This window comes from Mariniphaga sediminis (assembly GCF_003573545.1).
Lineage (GTDB): Bacteria > Bacteroidota > Bacteroidia > Bacteroidales > Prolixibacteraceae > Mariniphaga > Mariniphaga sediminis.
Window position 1 is genome coordinate 84,772 of record NZ_QWET01000013.1, and the last position, 17,200, is coordinate 101,971.

Below are 17,200 nucleotides of genomic sequence, written 5' to 3' on the forward strand. Positions count from 1 at the left end.
TTTTTATCTAAATCCTATTTTTGCCCAAGTTTCAGTTTCGGAACTGAATATCAGAAAACAGAAATAAAAAAGAAAAAATGGCGGATTGAAAACAAGGTACGTCATTTCATTGTAAAATGAAACAGGTAAATTTTGGGAAACGAAATTGAATTTACGGAAATATCCGAACCGTTAAACATAAGGGGGGAACAAGCCACTTTTGTAAATGAAAAATACGGTGATCACCCGCGTAATACATTCGACATTTGGCTTGCTAACTCTGAAACCCCCACCCCGCTTGTCATCTATATTCACGGTGGTGGTTTTACCGGCGGCGACAAATCCAAATACTTTGGCTCAGAAGATTTGGTCCGTTTTCTGGACGCGGGAGTTTCTGTGGCCACCATAAACTACCGGTTTATGACCGAAGCACCTTATGGAATTAAGGCCAGTTTTAATGACTCCAAGAGGTGTCTGCAATATATCCGACATCATGCGGCAAAGTATAATATTGACAAAACACGGATAGCCTGCTCGGGCGGCTCAGCCGGTGCCGGAACAGCTTTGTGGCTGGCTTTTAGCGATGAAATGGCCGACCCCGGGAATCCCGATCCGGTATTGCGAGAATCTACACGCCTCACCTGCGCAGGGGCATTTGCAACGCAATCAACTTACGATATTTTTCAATGGGAAAAAATTGTGGGAGTCCCCATGTCGGAAACCCCGAAGAAGCGGCAGGCCATCGCGACGGCTTTTGGATTGAAAACGGTGAACGGCACGGATTTACTCGAGTACAAAGAAATCAGGAACGAACTCGACTTCCTTAATAAAATGGATAAAAACGATCCGCCTATTTTTGTCTATAACAAACATAAAAACGGCATTCCTTCCAACGATGATGAGTTAAACCACCATCCTCTTCACGCCAAAGCCATAAAAAATAAAGCAGGAGAAGTTGGCCTCGAAGCAGTTGTGTATGCCCCGGAAATAGGAATTATCGATCCATCGGGAAAAGACCTGGTAGAATTTTTTCTGGAAAAGTTCTTTCCGGAGAATGAATAAATATTCGCCCAAAATGTATACTTTCTCAAAATTCTTCATAAAAAGATAAAAAACCAATAAATTCCTTCTTTCGCATAAAACACTACAAAAAAGCCACTTACAGCTATTCTCACAAAAAAGGAAGAGATGTAAAAAAAATTTGATTGGCTACAGGTGCCATTTGTGCAAAAAAAATACATCTTTGTGACCGGTAAACAGATTAAAATCATTTAAAAATGAAAGTCTTAAAATTTGGCGGAACATCAGTTGGCTCGCCTGAAAATATGCGGGCTGTAATGGAAATAATTACCGACGGCGAGAAAAAAATCGTTGTGCTTTCAGCTATGTCGGGCACCACTAATGCTTTAGTGGAAATTGCAGATCTTCTGTGGAAAAAGAACAGGGAAACTGCCGGGATTCTCATTGGGGATCTTGAATCGGGCTACAAAAAGGTAGTAAAAGAATTGTTTGAAAAAGACGAAAATAAAAAGAAAGGGATGAAGATTATCAAATCTTCGTTTAACACCATAAAATCTTTCACTTCCGGAAGGTTTACCAAGGTAGGTGAAAATACCATTTTGGCCCAGGGCGAGCTCATTTCGACCCAACTTTTTACCCTGTTACTGAACGAAGAAGGATACCAGGCGAAATTGCTCCCTGCCCTTGACTTTATGCGGATCGACGAAGACAAAGCTGCTGACTCGCAATACATTGGCAACCATATAGACAAGGTTATAGAAGAAGTTGGAGATGCCGATTATTACATCACACAAGGGTACATCTGCCGGAATGCTGATGGAGATATTGACAACCTGCAGCGTGGCGGCAGCGATTATACAGCTTCATTGATTGGCGCAGCCATAGATGCCGAAGAAATTCAAATCTGGACTGATATTGACGGGTTTCATAATAACGATCCACGGTACGTGGAAAATACAAAAAAAATTGATCAGCTTTCATTTTATGAAGCGGCTGAGCTGGCTTATTTCGGGGCAAAAATACTGCACCCGCAAACCGTGTTTCCGGCGAGGGTACAAGATATCCCGGTACGGTTGAAAAACACCCTGAATCCTTCTGATTCCGGTACTCTTATCACTTCAAGAACAGCAGGAACAGGTATAAAAGCGGTGGCTGCAAAAGATGGAATTACAGCCATAAAAATTCGTTCTGATCGTATGTTAATGGCCTATGGATTTCTCAAAAACGTTTTCAGGATTTTCGAGAAATACAAAACGCCCATCGATATGATCTCCACTTCAGAAGTGGCCGTTTCCCTTACTATCGACAACACGGAACGTTTGAAAAAAATTCTCAATGATCTCGATAAATTCGGAACGGTAGAAGTAGATCATAACATGACAATTATTTGTATTGTAGGTGACATTATCGGCGAGGAAAAAGGCTTTGCTTCAAAACTTTTCAATGCCCTGGACGGTATCCCCATCCGAATGATTTCTTATGGAGGAAGCCGCTACAATATTTCGGTGCTGGTACCAAACTCGCACAAGGAAATAACATTGCAGGCACTGAGCCAAAACCTGCTGAATAACGGCGATTAAAACAGAAGAAGCTGCTTTCTGCATTTTCCGGTACGGTAAGGAAAAAGTTTTCCGGGGAATCGGCTTAAAAAGTTAATTTTACGGCCAGTTTCTTTGCCAATGAAAAATAAAGAATTACTGGCCTACGGGTCGGCGCTGGGCGCAGCATTTTTTTGGGGCTTCTCCTTTGTGTGGTTTAAAATTGCCTACCTGGCATATCAGCCCATTACGGTGGTGCTTTTCAGGCTTGTTATTTCGGCTGCACTTATCTGGGTTATTGCCTGGGTTTTGAAACGGCTGCAAAAACCCACAAAAAAAGATTTGGGCCTGTTTGCCCTGATGGCATTTTTCGAGCCCTTCATCTATTTTTTGGGAGAAAGTTATGGATTGTTGTATGTCTCTTCCACAGTGGCTTCGGTTATTGTGGCTACCATTCCGCTTTTGTCGCCCATTGCCGCCTGGTATTTTTTCCGGGAAAAGGTTCGCTGGAAAAATATAGCCGGATTTATCTTTTCCTTTTTGGGGGTAGCCCTTGTGGTACTCGACCGTTCTTTTCGGTTCGACGCTTCTCCACTGGGAATAGGACTTGAGTTTGTTGCGGTTTTTGGGGCTATCGCCTACTCTATCGTATTACGGTATGTGGTTCCGCGCTACAACACACTCACCATTATTGCTTACCAGAACCTTATAGGTATATTCTTGTTTTTACCTGTTTGGTTTTCAGTAAGTTTTAATGATTTTCTGGCTACTCCCTTCCATCCGCAGGCATTCAGGGCCATTGTACTGCTTGCGGTTTTTTCATCTACCCTGGCGTTTGTGTTTTTCACCCAAAGCATCCGGCAAATCGGGGTAAACCGTTCCAACACTTTTGTAAACCTTATTCCGGTTTTTGTGGCCATTCTCTCCTTTTTTGTTTTGAAAGAAAAGTTAGGCGTACAACAAATAGTTGGTATCCTGGTGGTAATCGCCGGGCTATTCCTGGCTCAGACCCGAAAAAAGAAACTACCTAAACAAAAAAATATTGAAGTACATTCTATCTAAAAAATGCAGCAGATAAACTACAAAACACCGGAAGAGCTTCAGTTTCTTACTGAAAAAAGCAGGCAGGAAACGGCCTCATTCATCAGGAAATTAAAAAAGAAAAAGCCCAAAAATCTGGACGATGTAGTACACGAGCTGCACCACGAAGCATTTGACTCATTCAGTTGCCTCGATTGCGCCAACTGCTGTAAAACCATTGGCCCCCGGCTCACAAACAAGGACATTGACCGGCTGGCCAAACATTTAAAACTGAAACCTTCCGTTTTTCTGGAACAATATGTAAAAACCGATGAAGATGGCGATTTTGTTTTTAAAGAGCGACCATGTCCCTTTCTGCTTCCCGACAATTATTGCATGGTGTATGCCAGTCGCCCCAAAGCCTGCCGCGAATATCCGCACACGGACAGAAAGCGTTTTTTGCAAATACTAAATTTGTCGCACAAAAACTGTGAAACCTGCCCTGTGGTTTATGAAATCTTTGAGGAGTTGAAAAAAAAGTAATATTTCAATACATTTGGCGTTTTAAGAGGATATACAAAAAGCGAATGAACCGGAAAATTTACCTGATTACTCTTTATATATTATCTGCTTTTATTGGCAGGGCCCAAATAGGAGGTGAAACAACGTACCAGTTTCTGGAGCTAACCAACTCAGCCAGGATGGCTGCTTTGGGAGGGACACAGATAGCCCTTACAGATACTTCGGATCTTAACCTGCCATTTCATAACCCGGCATTGTTACACCAGGGCATGCACCATAATGTTCTGGTTAACTATGTCAACTACTTTGTAGATATTAACTACGGTTATGCATCGTATGCACGTAAATATGATGGAATCGGGAATTTTGCATTGGGAATGCACTATATTAATTACGGCGATTTTAAAGAAGCCACCGAACTGGGAATACTTACGGGAAATTTTTTTAATGCAGCCGAATATGCCCTGAACATGATCTACTCCAACCAGTACAAACGGCTTAGTTACGGAGCCAATCTTAAACCTGTTTTTTCGGTTTTTGAAAGTTACCGCTCGTTTGGCCTGGCAGCCGATTTAGGGATCAACTTCAGCAGCAAAGACAGCCTTACCCATGTGGCTTTGGTAGCAAGAAATATTGGCGGACAGATTACTACCTACTACAATAACGGGGATCGCGAACCCATTCCATTCAACCTGCAGGCAGGAATCAGTACCAGGCTCAAATATGCTCCGGTTGTTTTTTCACTCACCATGCAGCACCTTACCAATTGGGATTTGGCATGGAATGAAGATGCAGAAGAGGAAAACCTCGAAAACTGGTATGAACGGCAGGAAAGTTTTGCCAAACAAATCATGAGGCATGCCGTATTTGGCATTGAAATACTTCCATCCGACAATTTTACAATCCGGGCGGGGTATAACTACCAGCGGCGACAGGAGTTGAAATTTAAGGAACGCCTTTCCACGGTGGGGTTTTCACTTGGGTTCGGGCTAAAAATAAAAAGGTTCCGGCTCGACTTTGCCACTTCCCGTTTTCACCTGGCCGGTTCTTCCAACCTGCTTTCTCTTGCCATAAATCTGAATGAATAACTTTAATTAAAAGACAACCGGGTCTGATTTAAAATCCTTTTTTATCTTTGTCCTAAAAGCAAAACTAATGACCGAAAAAAAGATTGTAATTGCCATCGACGGGCATTCATCGTGTGGAAAAAGTACATTGGCCAAATCGCTGGCCCGTGAATTGGGATACGTATACATTGACAGCGGCGCCATGTACCGGGCAGTTACTCTTTACGCCCTGCGTAAAGGCTTGTTTTTAAACGGCCAACCCGACAGGGAAAAGGTCATTTCCAGGTTGAAAGAGATAAAAATTACTTTCGACTGGGATGAAAAAGCAGAAAAGAACACGACGTTCTTAAATGGTGAAAATATTGAAGAGGAGATTAGGCAACTGGAAGTTTCGCAAAACGTGAGCCCTGTCAGCACCATTGCCGAAGTGCGTCATGAAATGGTGAAACAACAACGCGAAAATGGAAAAAGCAAGGGAATTGTGATGGATGGCCGCGATATTGGCACCGTAGTTTTTCCCGATGCTGAGTTGAAAATTTTTATGACGGCATCGCCAAAAATAAGGGCACAGAGGCGCTACCTCGAGCTAAAAGAAAAAGGACTGGAAGTTGATTTTGACGAAATACTCCAAAATGTAGAACAGCGTGATGCCATCGACTCCGGCCGCGAGGTAAGTCCCCTGAAAAAGGCAGACGATGCCATTGTGCTCGACAACAGTAACCTCACGCGTGAAGAACAGTTGCAATGGAGTTTGAACAAAGCAAGAGAAAAAATGGAGGAGAAATGAGAGTTGAAATTGACCAACGTTCCGGTTTTTGTTTTGGTGTAATTAAAACCATTCGATCTGCCGAGAGCGAACTGAAACACAGCAACAAGTTATATTGTCTTGGCGACATTGTTCACAACGGAATGGAGGTAGAGCGCCTCGAAAAAATGGGGCTTCATTCTGTTTCAAGAGAGGAATACTATCAGTTAAAAGATTGCAAAGTACTCATCCGGGCGCACGGCGAACCCCCGGAAACTTACGAACATGCCCGGAATAACAATATTGAACTGATTGACGCCACCTGCCCCGTAGTTCTGACACTTCAGGAAAAAGTAAAAGGATCGTACGAAAAAAGCAAGGCGCAAGACGGGCAGATAGTTATTTTCGGAAAAAAGGGACATGCTGAAGTAATTGGCCTCGACGGGCAAATAGATAACAAGGCGATTGTTCTGGAGAACATAAATGACGTAGAACAGATAGACTTTTCGCGTCCCGTATCCCTTTACTCCCAGACAACCAAAAGAGTAGAAGATTTTTATGCCATTGCCGACAAGGTGAAAACAAGCATGAAGCCAGGCATTCCGGTGGAAATTAAAGATTCTATCTGCCGGCAGGTTTCCAACCGCGTACCGCACCTCAAAAAATTTGTGCTTAATTTCGACCTCATACTGTTTGTGGCCGGCCATAAAAGTTCCAACGGAAAATATTTATACACCATTTGTAAAGAAGAAAACCCGAGGACTCATCACATTTCGCGCACTTCCGAAATTGACCCTGCATGGTTTGAAAATGCTGAATCGGTAGGAATTTGCGGTGCAACGTCCACGCCCAACTGGCTGATGGAAGAAGTAGCCGACTGGGTCACCCAGCGATTCGATTGATCAGGGATTTTTTTGTTTCTTTGATGAAGCAAAAATAAGACCCATGCCCGAAATGTTTGCCCAGGTTATTTTACCCCTCCCGCTGCACGATGCATTCACGTATCGTGTGCCGGAACAATGGCACGGACAAATCAGGCCAGGGCAACGGGTTGTAGTACAGTTTGGCGCAAAAAAGTTTTATGCCGCGCTGGTATTTTCCCTCTCCCAAAGCGCTCCCCAAAATATCGAAACAAAAGAGATTATTCAGCTTTTGGACGAGGAGCCGGTGGTTTTACATCAAAATTTTGAATTATGGAAATGGATGGCAAGCTACTACTGCTGCACGCTGGGCGATATTTTCCGGGCCGCTCTTCCGCCAGGGTTAAAACTGGAAAGCAAATCGAAAATTATGCTGACCGGCAACGAGGAAGAACACCCGGTTTCTGAAAAAGAATTCCGTATTCTTGAGCAGGTTAAGCAGGATGTTTCCTCCCTTGAGATACTGCAAAAAAAGCTGGGAAATAATTTTTCTTACTCGGCATTAAAATCACTTCTCGACCGGAATATCATTCGGGTAGAGGAAAAAATAAATTCAAAATATAAACCTAAGACAGAAACGTATCTGAAATTTCACCCCCAAATAACATCGGAAGAAGTTCTGGAGCAAAAAATTGAAACGTTGCAGCGCGCAAAAAAACAGGAAGCACTGCTTTTTCTTTTCTGCGAAAAAATCCACGCCTTTCAACCGGGACAAAAATCCTTTATCAGTAAGAAAGAATTGTTGAAAGGAGCCGAATTTAGCGCTTCTCTTTTAAACGGTCTCATAAATAAAAAAATAGTAAAATCTTTTCAGCAACAGGTTTCGCGCATTGACGAAAAACGGGAAAAGCAAGCAGATTTGAACCTGTTAAACAGGCACCAGCAACAGGCGCTGGAAGAGATAAAGAACTGTTTTGAAAAAAATCAGGTAGCGCTGATTCACGGGATTACGGCCAGCGGTAAAACGGAAATTTACATTCACCTGATTGATGAAGTACTGAAATCAGGACGACAGGCGTTATACCTGCTTCCGGAAATTGCCCTTACCACGCAAATTATTGAGCGGCTGAAAAATGTATTCGGATCGAAAGTAGGAATTTATCATTCGCGGCTAAACAGCCAGGAGCGGGTGGAAATATGGAAAAAGGTATTACAATTCCAAACCAATCCGCAACAAGGTTACCAGGTCATTCTGGGGGCACGCTCAGCGCTGTTTATGCCCTTTTCAAAACTGGGACTTGTTATTGTGGACGAGGAACATGAAAACTCATTCAAACAGTTTGATCCGGCGCCCCGGTACCATGCCCGCGATATGGCCGTAGTATTGGGGAAACAAAATTCGGCTCACATTTTACTTGGCTCTGCCACCCCTTCGTATGAAAGTTTTTTCAATGCACTCACCGGAAAATACGGATTGGTAAACCTCACAAAAAGGCACTCGAATGTAGAGCTTCCAGAAATAATCATTGCCGATTTAAAACGCGCATGGAAGAAAAAACAAATGCGATCGGTACTCACTCCCGAGCTTTTTGGATTAATGGAAGAGGCGCTTCAAAACAAGGAACAGATTATTCTTTTCCAAAACAGAAGAGGATATTCTCCTTTTGTTCAGTGCTTTACCTGCGGATGGATTCCCCGGTGCAAAAACTGTGAAGTAAGCCTCACTTATCACAAATACAAAAAAAGGCTGAATTGCCACTACTGTGGTTTTAGCATTGCCATGCCCCCGGAATGCCCTGAATGTGGTTCACCCGAAATAAAAACACGGGGATTTGGCACCGAAAAAATCGAAGATGAACTGAAACCGCTTTTTCCAGGGGTTCAGATAGCCAGAATGGACCTCGACACTACCCGGTCGAAAAACGCCTTCGAAAAAATAATCAAAAACCTGGAAACGAAAAAAACCGACATATTGATTGGCACACAAATGGTGACCAAAGGACTTGACTTCGAGCATGTAAGTGTTGTGGGCATTTTAAATGCAGACAACCTCATTAACTTCCCCGATTTCAGGGCGCATGAGCGGGCCTACCAGCTTATTTCACAGGTGAGCGGGCGGGCCGGAAGAAAACACAGCCGGGGAAAAGTGGTGGTTCAGACCGCACAACCTGAGCACCCATTGGTGGAAATTATCAGACGGCAGGATTACACCAACGCTTTCAGGGAACAAATGAAAGAACGCCAGCTGTTTAAATATCCGCCATATTACCGGTTTATTAAACTCATTGTAAAACACAAAAATCCGGAAAATGTAAACCGGGTAGCCGGTCAGTTGGCAGACTTGTTACGCCGGAACAGAAACATGAAAGTACTTGGGCCCGAGTTTCCGCTGGTAAGCCGTATCCAGTTGTGGTATCATAAGGAAATTTGGTTAAAAATAGATCCGCTCCTGCCACTCGATGAAGTAAAAATATTTGTCGCACAGGGAATCGAAACCGTTCGCCGGCTTAAAGAAAACAGCAGCTGCATCATCAACATTGATGTAGATCCTGCCTGAGAAGCAGGATAAACCTCTTTGGCCGGCTAAAACTATGCACGGCCTTTCCCCGATTCTCATTTTTTCTTAGTTTTGTGCTTTTTATAAAACCGGGTGAACGAAAAAGAAGTCAATCGAATATTTGAACAATTCCACCAAATGCGTGCAATTGTTATTGGCGACGCAATGGTTGATACCTATATGTGGGGCACGGTAGATCGGGTATCTCCCGAAGCTCCCATTCCTATTGTTTCTGTCACACACCGCGAAAGCCGGCTGGGCGGCGCTGCCAATGTCTCCTTAAACATCAGTGCGCTGGGCGCTGTTCCCGTATTGTTTTCCGTAATAGGCGACGATGACAAAGGGCGTAAATTCCAAAAAATGATTCGGAAGAATAACCTGCCGGAACACGGAATTTTTATGGATCCCAATAGGGTTACTACCGTAAAAAGCCGTATCATCGGGAAAGGACAACACATTGCTCGGGTTGACGAGGAATCTACCGGGTTAATTGATGCATCGATTGAGCAGATGCTGGCTGACGGAATAAAAAAAGAAATCGAATCCAACAAAGTCGATGTTATCATTTTTGTGGATTACGACAAAGGGGTGATTACTCCCGGTCTTTTTGAAGAAATAAACAATGTTGCGCAGAAAAAGGGGATTCCCGTTGCCGCCGACCCTAAAAAACGAAATTTCCACCACTACCGGAACATCGATCTTTTCAAACCCAATTTTAAGGAGTTTATGGAAGGGACCGGTGTAGCCCTTGAAAAAGGAAACCTGGAGGCCTTGCGGGAAGCGGCCCATGTTTTCAGAAGAAAACAGAACTTCAAACTTATTTTTATTACACTCTCGGAGTTAGGGGTTTTTATCAGCAACGGCGAGAAAGAACAATATTATCCGGCTGTAATCCGCCACATTTCTGATGTTTCGGGAGCAGGTGATTCGGTCATTGCGGTGGCCGGACTTACAATGGCCGCCGGATTAGCGCATGAAACTATGGCACTGATGTCGAATATAGCCGGCGGATTGGTTTGCGAAAGCCCCGGGGTGGTTACTGTCGACAAGAATCAATTGATACAGATAATGAAATCACAAAAAATATAAACTTTTTAACTGCTCAATTCCAGCGTCTTAATCAGTTACTAACGAGCGATGTCAAAAAATACCTTTATGTGGTTAAGGCTAATTTATTAAATTTGAAACCGTTCATTAAAACAAAAAATTAATGGGAAAAATTATATCTCTGGCAAACCAGAAGGGAGGGGTAGGAAAAACCACTACCACCATTAACCTGGCGGCGAGCCTGGCTGTATTGGAACAGAAAGTACTGATAATTGATGCTGATCCGCAGGCAAACTCTACCTCAGGATTCGGGTTTGATGTTAAAAATGTGCAGTCGAGTATTTATGAATGTATTGTGGATGAGATTGATCCGGAAAAGGTTATTCTCAAAACCGATGTAGCCAACCTCGATATCATTCCTTCTCACATCGACCTGGTAGGTGCCGAGATTGAAATGCTCAACATGCCCAACCGGGAAAAAATACTTCGTGGGACGATCGAAAAACTAAAAGACACCTACGATTTTATTTTTATCGATTGTTCTCCTTCGCTTGGTCTGATTACCGTAAATGCACTTACAGCATCTGATTCGGTAATAATTCCGGTGCAGTGTGAATATTTTGCGCTCGAAGGATTGGGAAAACTGCTGAATACCATTAAAATTATACAGAACCGGCTCAACCCTGAATTGGAAATTGAAGGTTTTCTTCTGACGATGTTCGACTCACGACTGAACCTTTCGAACCAGGTTTATGAAGAAGTGAAGCGTCACTTCCAGGACATGGTTTTTGAAACAGTCATTCAGCGAAATGTAAAGTTAAGCGAGGCGCCAAGTTACGGGAAACCGGTGGTACTTTATGATGCCAGTTCGCGGGGAGCAATCAACCACATGAACCTCGCCCGTGAAATTCTTCAACGAAACGGAATGACGCGCATGGCGCAGGAAAGTAAAATCATTAACAGTTAATATTATTGGGCTATGGCAAAAAGGAATGCACTGGGAAGGGGCTTGGGAGCGCTTATCGACGATGCGGAGAAAATGAAGCAGGCCGGTATCAGCGAAATTGAACTTACTAAAATTGAAGCGAATCCCTTTCAACCGCGCTCAAAATTTGACGAAGAGTCGCTTGAAGAACTGGCGGCATCCATCCGGGAGATAGGGCTCATTCAACCTATTACCCTGCGAAAAAACGGATCCGACAGCTTTCAGATTATTGCAGGTGAACGCCGCTTCAGGGCCGCACAAAAAGCCGGAATGGAAACTATCCCGGCCTACATCCGCCACGCCAAAGATGACGGAATGCTGGAAATGGCGCTGGTAGAAAATATTCAGCGCGAAGATTTGGATGCCATCGAAATTGCGCTCAGTTACCAGCGATTGATGGACGAACTTGAATTTACACAGGAAGACCTGAGCGGACGGGTAGGTAAAAAACGTTCCACAATTGCCAATTATCTTCGGTTACTAAAGCTTCCGGCTATAATTCAGAAGGCGCTGCGCGAAAAAGAGATCAGCATGGGACATGCACGGGCGCTTATTAATATAGAAGATGCCGATGTGCAGGAAATGATTTACCAGCAAATCGTAAAATACGGCTTTTCGGTTCGAAGAGTAGAGGAAATTGTGCGGAGCCTCGACGAAGAAGGCCTGCAACAAAATCAATCCAGAAAAAAAGAACTACCTAAGGAATACAGGGATTACAAAGGGCAACTGGGAAAATTGCTGGGATCGCGTATTGGTATTTCGGTGAATGAAAAAGGCAAAGGGAAAATTGTAATTCCTTTTAAATCAGGAAATGACCTTGAACGAATTGTTAAAATAATTGAAAACAATAAATAAAACACCCCTTCCTGGTTCTCTCTGCAATGAAACTTCTATTTTTGGGCAAAAAATTACGAAGCGTGATTAAAAGAGGGTATCTGTTGAAAAATATACTGATAGTAATCCAGTTGTTGGCGGTACTTAACCTCCAGGCGCAACTGGTGGATACTGATACCCTGAAAACAGTGAAAAAACTCCCTCCGGTGGAAGAAGAGGAAAAAGTACACTCGCCCCGGAAAGCAACCATTTATTCAGCTATCCTCCCGGGTTTGGGACAGGCGTATAATAAAAAATACTGGAAAATCCCAATCATTTACATCGGCTTTGGAGCTATCGGGTATTTTATCGACTGGAATAACGAAAACTACCAATTGTTTAGAACAGGATACCGGCATCTTACCGACGATGATCCGGAAACACAGGATTACCTGAAAATAGAAGCGGTAAGACGAAACAATTACGATTTGAACAATCCAACCCAATTCAATAATCTAAAAACCGCACTTTCCAAACAACAGGATTATTACCGGCGTAACCGCGACTTATTATTTATTAGTATTGTCGGATTTTACGGGCTGAATATTATCGATGCCAGTGTTGATGCCCATCTTTTCGATTTTGATATCGGGGATGATTTGACCATGAACTGGCAACCTTCGATGTTGAATATCGATAATAATTTTATTTATTGCGTTAATTTTAGATTTAATTTTTGAAGTATGTGGAAGATTTTGGTGACGTATGTTGGAACTTTGATAATTGTTTTTTTTACACAAATACTGGCGGCGCAGGAGTCCGGAAGACCAAGAGTGGAAATGCCCCCTATAAAAAATCTGGAACCTGAACTGATAGCCAGGATTGCTCCGGCTTCTGTTCCTGAGGACTCAACAATTACAGCTTCTTCGCAAATTAGTTCCGACACCCTTTCACTTGAAAATATTTCAATCCCGGATGAAGACCTGAACGATATTTTTTCAGAAAAAATGGATAGTCTGGTGAATACATGGTATATCAAAAATATGTTTCACTTTGATTCTTCCGAGGTCCGTTTCACCAATGTTTACCCTACCAATCTACCCGACTCCGTGTACATAGCCCGGTTGAAAGAAACGCAACAGGTTATTGACCTGTCGTACAACAAGGTGGTTAAAAACTTCATCCAGTTATATACCGAAAAAAGACGCGACCTGGTAGAAGTGATGCTTGGGCTTTCAGCCTACTACTTTCCCATTTTTGAAGAAACACTTGACCGTTACAATCTGCCACTCGAACTGAAATACCTTCCCATCATCGAATCGGCCCTGAATCCCAAGGCTCTCTCGCGGGCAGGCGCCAACGGGTTGTGGCAATTTATGTATGGAACCGGCAAACAAATGGGGCTGGAAATCAGCAGTTTTGTGGATGAACGCCGCGATCCATTAAAATCCACAGAAGCAGCAGCAAAATATTTTAAATACCTGTATGATACGTATGAAGACTGGTTCCTTGCTATTGCCGCATACAATTGCGGCCCCGGCAATGTAAACCGGGCTATTCGCCGGGCGGGAAACAAGCGCAATTACTGGGAAATTTATTACAGGCTACCACGCGAAACCCGCGGCTACGTGCCTGCATTTGTCGCGGCTGTTTACGTTATGAACTATTACAAAGAGCACAACCTGCAACCACGAATGCCCGAAATGCCATTAAAAACGGATACTGTTTTCATTCATGATTTCCTGCATTTTAACCAACTGGAAGCAACGCTCAACATAGAAAAAGAACAATTGCGTTCATTAAATCCCATGTACCGAAGGGATGTAATTCCGGCTAAACCCGGTAAACCCTATCCCCTCACCCTCCCCACTCAAAAAATTATGGATTTTATTGATTTGGATACTGCAGTTTTTGCCTACGAACGTGAAAAATATTTTCCGGACAATACACTGGTGAGCCCTTCCAGTCCTTCTTCCAATTATTTTACTCCGGCTGACGTGGAAGGAAAAGCCAAAATTTTATATACGGTAAAAACAGGCGATAATGTGGGCTTTATCTCATCGTGGTTCCGGGTACGTACTTCCGATTTAAAGTACTGGAACAATATTCACCGAAACCTGATTCGCGCAGGACAAAAGTTGGTAATTTATGTCCCCAAAGATCAAAAGGAGAAATACGAGAAAATAAATTCCATGACCTTTTCCCAGAAACAGGCATCCATCGGGAAATCTGCCGGTGTTTCAAGCAGCAACAAGCAGCAATCCAAACCACTGGATCCCAATTATGAATATTACACCGTTAAAAATGGCGATACCATTTGGGATATTGCCAAACGGCACAACGGAATCTCGCCCGACGACATTGTAAGACTTAACAACCTCGGTAACGGCACCAACCTGACCATCGGACAGAAACTAAAAATTAAGCCCAAAGGAAACATCTAACCTTTTCGGGTACCGAAAAAGATATATTTTAAGAGGTGGCTAAAAAAATGGGGAAACCCTTCAAAGAATTTACCCATTCCTAAATTTTTAAGCCAAAGTCCCTGCAGATTCTTGCGGGCATTACAATTTATAGTCAATGCGCATTTCGTCACAATATGAAATAAATTGATTTAGCATTTCCTGCCATTGTTTTTGATTGAACATACAAACGACTTTATTCTCCTTGTCATACACCAAAGTGTATTTAAATCCTAATTGTTTCATAGTCCTCACTTGTACACCCTGAATGTGCGTTACCACTTTATCCTCATTTTTATATTCTTCGGAGAACTGGTTAATTTCTGTCAAAAAACGAAATGTTTCTTTTGCGTTTCCTTTGAAATATTTCGTTTCATAAGCTCCTTTAGCCCAGTCATCAAAATAAAGTTGATACCCCCACAATGAAAATGTGTTGATATTATTCTCCTCGGTTGATTCAATAACCTTCCAATGAGAAAGATACGTTTCGCTTACTTTATCCGAAAAAATAGTTTCCAGTTTGTAAGTCTGCGAAAATAAATTTGTAGAAATAATACAAACTGCAGCAATTAGAATTATTCTTTTCATCTTGTAATATTTTATATATTATTCAACTTGTTGTCAATATTTTAACACCCTGCCAAACATCTCAATTTGTCATCTGATTATGATAATGTTCCAAATTATGCAACCGGGTTAACTGCGTCTAACTAAATATATCTGTTCCACATTTTGCCGTCACAAGACCCGACACGCAGAAACAAAAAAAAATTACTGCCCCTCTCCTCGGGGGGCAGTAATCCCATAGAAATACGTTTAGTACGTTTTGCGCGAACCAGGTTAGTTCGTCTTAAATTTATATTTTACTTCCGAAAGTTCTTGATTGGCCTTTACAATTTTCTGTTTCAGGCTCTCCTTGTAGCCAATCATTTTTTGCATCAATTCATCATTGCCGGTAGCCATCATTTGTACAGCAAGAATAGCTGCATTCATGGCGCCGTTTACGGCAACTGTGGCGACCGGAATTCCCGGAGGCATTTGCAGAATAGCCAAAATAGAATCGAACCCGGCCAAACTGGCATTTATTGGAACCCCGATTACCGGCAGCGGGGTCATGGCGGCAATCACACCCGGCAGGTGTGCTGCCATTCCGGCGCCGGCAATTATCACCTTCACACCACGATCCTTAGCTCCTTTTGCAAAGGTTTCTACTTCTTCCGGTGTACGATGTGCCGAAAGGGCATTCATTTCAAACGGTATTTCAAACTCATCAAGCAACTTTGCCGCTTTCGACATCACATCCAAATCGGACGTACTCCCCATGATAATGCTTACTTTTGCTTCCATCTTTTCTATCTTATATTTTTAGTTAATCAATTTGTTTTGTTATTTTGTGGCATCAAAATTTTGAGGCGAAAATACAGCATAAAAGCTACTTATAAAAATAATTTTTTCCACGAATGAAAAAAATCAAAATTCACAACAAAAACTTTAAACTTTTTATTTCTCATGAAAAAATCCTTTCCGCAGTTGAAAAAATAGCTGATTCTCTGAACGAAAAGCTGAAAGGGAAACAACCATTGTTCATTTGCATATTGAATGGATCGTTTATGTTTGCGGCCGATTTATTTAAAAGAATGGAGTCGGTTGAAGCTGAAATTTCATTTGTAAAGCTGGCTTCATACAAAGGTGATAAAACTACTGGCGAAGTGAAACAACTCATCGGATTAAGTCAAAATATTGAAGGGCGTACGGTGGTAGTACTGGAAGATATTGTAGACAGCGGGATAACCATCGAAAATATTCAGGAACAGTTGCGGCAGTTGAATCCGCGCGAAGTGATTATAGCAACGCTGTTGTTGAAACCCGATGCACTAATAAAGAAAGTGCAGTTAGATTATGTTGGGATGGAAATCCCAAACGACTTTATTGTGGGCTACGGCCTCGACTACGATGGACAGGGGCGAAACCTTGCAGACATTTTCTCTATTATTAACGAATAACAAAACAATATGCTGAATCTTGTATTATTTGGTCCTCCAGGCGCAGGAAAAGGCACACAGGCCGAGTTTTTAATTAATTCTTTCGGTTTAATTCACCTGTCCACCGGAGATTTGTTGCGCAGCGAAATAGCTGCCGGAACAGAACTTGGATTGAAGGCAAAAGCAAACATGGACAAAGGGGAACTGGTTCCCGATGAAGTCGTTATTGGAATGATAAAAAGTAAACTGGATGCAAACCAAAATGCCAAAGGTTTTATTTTTGATGGCTTCCCCCGAACAGTCGATCAGGCCAAAGCACTCGATAACCTGTTAAACGAAAACAAAACGCCCGTTTCGGGAATGTTAAGCCTGGAAGTCGAAAAACAAGAGCTTATAGACCGACTGCTGGAACGAGGAAAAATTTCAGGAAGGGCCGACGACCAGGACCAGTCTGTTATTGAAAACAGAATCAATGTTTATAACAAAAAAACCTTGCCGTTAATTGAGTATTATAAAAAGCAGGGAAAACATTTCGGAATAAACGGAATGGGGAGTATTAGCGATATTGCAGGACGATTAAAGGAAGTAGCGGAGAATATATAA

17 protein-coding genes are annotated in these 17,200 nt (G+C 42.5%); 15 read left to right on the forward strand and 2 right to left on the reverse strand.

The window, feature by feature from the left end:
- Positions 1 to 132 precede the first annotated feature (132 nt).
- From D1164_RS16280 to D1164_RS16340, 13 genes are all read left to right on the forward strand, one after another.
- The gene (locus D1164_RS16280; RefSeq protein ID WP_172594489.1) at positions 133 to 1,041 is read left to right on the forward strand and encodes an alpha/beta hydrolase; all 909 of its coding nucleotides are present in this window, start codon (positions 133 to 135) and stop codon (positions 1,039 to 1,041) included.
- Positions 1,042 to 1,256: 215 nt separating this feature from the next.
- Complete coding sequence (locus D1164_RS16285) at positions 1,257 to 2,579, forward strand: aspartate kinase (RefSeq protein WP_119350952.1); 1,323 nt, start codon at positions 1,257 to 1,259, stop codon at positions 2,577 to 2,579.
- A 99-nt stretch (positions 2,580 to 2,678) separates the two neighbouring features.
- Positions 2,679 to 3,599, forward strand: a complete 921-nt coding sequence (locus D1164_RS16290) for a DMT family transporter (RefSeq protein WP_119350953.1) — start codon at positions 2,679 to 2,681, stop codon at positions 3,597 to 3,599.
- A gap of 3 nt (positions 3,600 to 3,602) precedes the next feature.
- On the forward strand, positions 3,603 to 4,100 hold the full coding sequence (locus D1164_RS16295; protein ID WP_119350954.1) for a YkgJ family cysteine cluster protein: 498 nt from the start codon (positions 3,603 to 3,605) through the stop codon (positions 4,098 to 4,100).
- A gap of 44 nt (positions 4,101 to 4,144) precedes the next feature.
- A complete protein-coding gene (porQ, locus tag D1164_RS16300; protein WP_119350955.1) occupies positions 4,145 to 5,167 on the forward strand; it encodes a type IX secretion system protein PorQ in 1,023 nt (340 codons plus the stop codon).
- Positions 5,168 to 5,234: 67 nt separating this feature from the next.
- Positions 5,235 to 5,933 (forward strand): (d)CMP kinase, encoded by a 699-nt coding sequence (gene cmk, locus D1164_RS16305; protein ID WP_119350956.1) that lies wholly within the window; start codon positions 5,235 to 5,237, stop codon positions 5,931 to 5,933.
- Entirely contained in the window at positions 5,930 to 6,793 is an 864-nt protein-coding gene (locus tag D1164_RS16310) for a 4-hydroxy-3-methylbut-2-enyl diphosphate reductase (protein WP_119350957.1), read from the forward strand. Before cmk ends, D1164_RS16310 begins: the two co-directional genes overlap by 4 nt.
- A gap of 43 nt (positions 6,794 to 6,836) precedes the next feature.
- Positions 6,837 to 9,308: a replication restart helicase PriA gene (priA, locus tag D1164_RS16315; RefSeq protein WP_119350958.1), complete on the forward strand. Its 2,472-nt coding sequence runs from the start codon at positions 6,837 to 6,839 to the stop codon at positions 9,306 to 9,308.
- 138 nt (positions 9,309 to 9,446) lie between these two features.
- On the forward strand, positions 9,447 to 10,397 hold the full coding sequence (locus D1164_RS16320; RefSeq protein ID WP_119351015.1) for a bifunctional heptose 7-phosphate kinase/heptose 1-phosphate adenyltransferase: 951 nt from the start codon (positions 9,447 to 9,449) through the stop codon (positions 10,395 to 10,397).
- 121 nt (positions 10,398 to 10,518) lie between these two features.
- Entirely contained in the window at positions 10,519 to 11,322 is an 804-nt protein-coding gene (locus D1164_RS16325; RefSeq protein WP_119350959.1) for a ParA family protein, read from the forward strand.
- Between the two features lie 12 nt (positions 11,323 to 11,334).
- Entirely contained in the window at positions 11,335 to 12,195 is an 861-nt protein-coding gene (locus tag D1164_RS16330; RefSeq protein ID WP_119350960.1) for a ParB/RepB/Spo0J family partition protein, read from the forward strand.
- Between the two features lie 83 nt (positions 12,196 to 12,278).
- On the forward strand, positions 12,279 to 12,893 hold the full coding sequence (locus tag D1164_RS16335) for a DUF5683 domain-containing protein (RefSeq protein ID WP_206611038.1): 615 nt from the start codon (positions 12,279 to 12,281) through the stop codon (positions 12,891 to 12,893).
- Positions 12,894 to 12,896: 3 nt separating this feature from the next.
- Positions 12,897 to 14,597 carry a lytic transglycosylase domain-containing protein gene (locus tag D1164_RS16340; RefSeq protein WP_241558294.1) on the forward strand — a complete coding sequence of 567 codons (1,701 nt, stop codon included), beginning with the start codon at positions 12,897 to 12,899 and terminating at the stop codon, positions 14,595 to 14,597.
- A gap of 120 nt (positions 14,598 to 14,717) precedes the next feature.
- Here the strand turns inward: D1164_RS16340 and D1164_RS16345 are convergent, their stop codons facing one another.
- Positions 14,718 to 15,203 carry a hypothetical protein gene (locus D1164_RS16345; protein WP_119350962.1) on the reverse strand — a complete coding sequence of 162 codons (486 nt, stop codon included), beginning with the start codon at positions 15,201 to 15,203 and terminating at the stop codon, positions 14,718 to 14,720.
- Between the two features lie 252 nt (positions 15,204 to 15,455).
- Positions 15,456 to 15,962 (reverse strand): 5-(carboxyamino)imidazole ribonucleotide mutase, encoded by a 507-nt coding sequence (purE, locus tag D1164_RS16350; protein WP_119350963.1) that lies wholly within the window; start codon positions 15,960 to 15,962, stop codon positions 15,456 to 15,458.
- 113 nt (positions 15,963 to 16,075) lie between these two features.
- Between purE and hpt the strand changes: the two genes are divergently transcribed.
- Together hpt and D1164_RS16360 are read left to right on the forward strand one after the other, a co-directional pair.
- Positions 16,076 to 16,618: a hypoxanthine phosphoribosyltransferase gene (gene hpt / locus D1164_RS16355; protein WP_119350964.1), complete on the forward strand. Its 543-nt coding sequence runs from the start codon at positions 16,076 to 16,078 to the stop codon at positions 16,616 to 16,618.
- Between the two features lie 9 nt (positions 16,619 to 16,627).
- Entirely contained in the window at positions 16,628 to 17,200 is a 573-nt protein-coding gene (locus tag D1164_RS16360; RefSeq protein WP_119350965.1) for an adenylate kinase, read from the forward strand.

Coding starts and splice junctions, on each gene's coding strand:
- D1164_RS16285 (WP_119350952.1), top strand. CDS start 1,257: ATGAAAGTCTTAAAATTTGGCGGAACATCAGTTGGCTCGCCTGAAAAT.
- D1164_RS16290 (WP_119350953.1), top strand. CDS start 2,679: ATGAAAAATAAAGAATTACTGGCCTACGGGTCGGCGCTGGGCGCAGCA.
- D1164_RS16295 (WP_119350954.1), top strand. CDS start 3,603: ATGCAGCAGATAAACTACAAAACACCGGAAGAGCTTCAGTTTCTTACT.
- porQ (WP_119350955.1), top strand. CDS start 4,145: ATGAACCGGAAAATTTACCTGATTACTCTTTATATATTATCTGCTTTT.
- cmk (WP_119350956.1), top strand. CDS start 5,235: ATGACCGAAAAAAAGATTGTAATTGCCATCGACGGGCATTCATCGTGT.
- D1164_RS16310 (WP_119350957.1), top strand. CDS start 5,930: ATGAGAGTTGAAATTGACCAACGTTCCGGTTTTTGTTTTGGTGTAATT.
- priA (WP_119350958.1), top strand. CDS start 6,837: ATGCCCGAAATGTTTGCCCAGGTTATTTTACCCCTCCCGCTGCACGAT.
- D1164_RS16320 (WP_119351015.1), top strand. CDS start 9,447: ATGCGTGCAATTGTTATTGGCGACGCAATGGTTGATACCTATATGTGG.
- D1164_RS16325 (WP_119350959.1), top strand. CDS start 10,519: ATGGGAAAAATTATATCTCTGGCAAACCAGAAGGGAGGGGTAGGAAAA.
- D1164_RS16330 (WP_119350960.1), top strand. CDS start 11,335: ATGGCAAAAAGGAATGCACTGGGAAGGGGCTTGGGAGCGCTTATCGAC.
- D1164_RS16340 (WP_241558294.1), top strand. CDS start 12,897: ATGTGGAAGATTTTGGTGACGTATGTTGGAACTTTGATAATTGTTTTT.
- D1164_RS16345 (WP_119350962.1), bottom strand. CDS start 15,203: ATGAAAAGAATAATTCTAATTGCTGCAGTTTGTATTATTTCTACAAAT.
- purE (WP_119350963.1), bottom strand. CDS start 15,962: ATGGAAGCAAAAGTAAGCATTATCATGGGGAGTACGTCCGATTTGGAT.
- hpt (WP_119350964.1), top strand. CDS start 16,076: ATGAAAAAAATCAAAATTCACAACAAAAACTTTAAACTTTTTATTTCT.
- D1164_RS16360 (WP_119350965.1), top strand. CDS start 16,628: ATGCTGAATCTTGTATTATTTGGTCCTCCAGGCGCAGGAAAAGGCACA.